The organism is Actinosynnema sp., from assembly GCF_052038725.1.
Genome location: NZ_JBQGCX010000306.1, coordinates 1 through 1,557 on the forward strand (window position 1 = coordinate 1; position 1,557 = coordinate 1,557).

The 1,557-nt window shown below is 80.2% G+C and carries 2 protein-coding genes; both read right to left on the reverse strand.

What is annotated here, in order from left to right; all coding sequences use genetic code 11:
* Positions 1–68: 68 nt before the first annotated feature.
* Positions 69–890, reverse strand: coding sequence for an Lsr2 family DNA-binding protein (locus ACTUAL_RS06055; RefSeq protein ID WP_440899547.1), 822 nt, complete (start codon positions 888–890; stop codon positions 69–71).
* 36 nt (positions 891–926) lie between these two features.
* Positions 927–1,557 (reverse strand): hypothetical protein (locus ACTUAL_RS06060; protein WP_440899548.1); only part of this gene is annotated, 631 nt, incomplete at its 5' end.

A 1,557-nucleotide genomic window follows, 5' to 3' on the forward strand; every position in this document is an offset into this window, starting at 1 on the left:
GGTGCGCCGGCCCCCCGCCCCCCCCCCGGCCGGGCCCCCGCCCCACCCCCGCCCCCGGCCGCCGCCCCCTACCGGTGCGCCAGCTCGTAGGCCTCCACCACGTCGGCCGGGATCCGCCCCCGGTCCGCGACCTGCCGCCCGTTCGCCCGCGCCCACTCGCGCACCGCCGCCAGGTTCGCCGCCCTCGGCGCCGCCGCCCGCGCGGCCCCCACCGCCACGGGCGCGGCCTGCCGCACCGCGTCCCGCACCTCCTCGGCGCTGCGCGCCACCTCCAGCTCCGGGGCCGACGACAGCGTCGCCACCGACACCCCCTCGCCCAGCGACGCGGCGACGTCCCGCAGGTGCCCGTGGTGGCTCAGCACGATCACCTGCCACTCCCGCGCCAACCCGGCCATCACCCGCAGCGCCGCCCCGGCCCGCGCGTCGTCGAACGTCATCAGCACGTCGTCCAGCACCACCGGCAGCACCGGCAGCCCCCGCGCCGCCCGCTCCCGCTGCAACGACGCGATCCCCGCCAGCCGCAGCGCCAGGAACACCTGGTCGGCGGTCCCCTCCGACAGCTCCTGCGGCGACCGCTCCCGCTCGTCCGCCCCCACCACCGCCAGCGCCGCCGACCGGTCCTGGTGCGTGCGCAGCGCGACGTACCGCCCCTCGGTCAGCCGCTCCAGCAACCGCCCGGCGGCCTCCAGCAGCGGCGACGCGTGCTTGCGCTCGTACGCCTCCAGCTCCCGCCGCAGCAACCGCCGCTGCACCTCCACCACCAGGTAGTCCTCGACCCGGTCCGCGACCTCGGCCAACCGCTCCCCGGCCCGCGCGTGCAGCTCCGCCGCGCCCGGCCGGGCCAGCAGCTCCTGGTGCCCGACCCGCGTCTCGGCCAGCCGGTCCCGCACCTCCTGGTGCCGGGAGACCGCCTCGTCGTAGCGCTCCTAGGCCGCCCGCGCCGCCAGCGCCAGCGCGTCGTCGTCGGTGGCCGCGACCTCGTCCACCACGTCGTCCACGTCCACGTCGGGCAGAGCCGCCGAGATCACCGCCCGGTGCTCCCGGTCGGCCTCGGCCAGCTCCACCAGCTCGCGCCCGCGCGCGGCGGCGGCGTCGAGGTCGTCGTCGTGCACGGCCCGCAGCCCGTCCAGCAGCGCGGTCAACCGCTCCCGCTCGGTCCCGCCCTCCGCCACCCGCCTCGCCAGCCGATCCACCCGCTCGTCCAGCCCGCGCACCCGAGCCGCCCCGTCGCGCGCCTCGGCCAGCCGCTCGGCCAGCTCCTCGGCCGCGCCCGCCCCGGCAGGCGCCCCGTGCCGGGCCGCGACCCGCGCCAGCTCGTCCGCGAACTCCGCGCACCGCCGCCCCAGCACCGAGGCCGCCGACCGTTGCGCCTCGGCCCGCCGGTGCTCCTCGCGGGCCCGCTCCAGCACCTCGCGCCGCCGCTGCCACCGCACCGGCGGCACGTCCGCCAGCCCGGCCTCGTCCAGCAGCCGCGCCCCGCGGCCTGCCGCGGCGTCCCTGACCTGGCGCAACCGGTCCAGGTCCTGCACCGCCCGCTCCCGCACGGCCCGCCGCTCG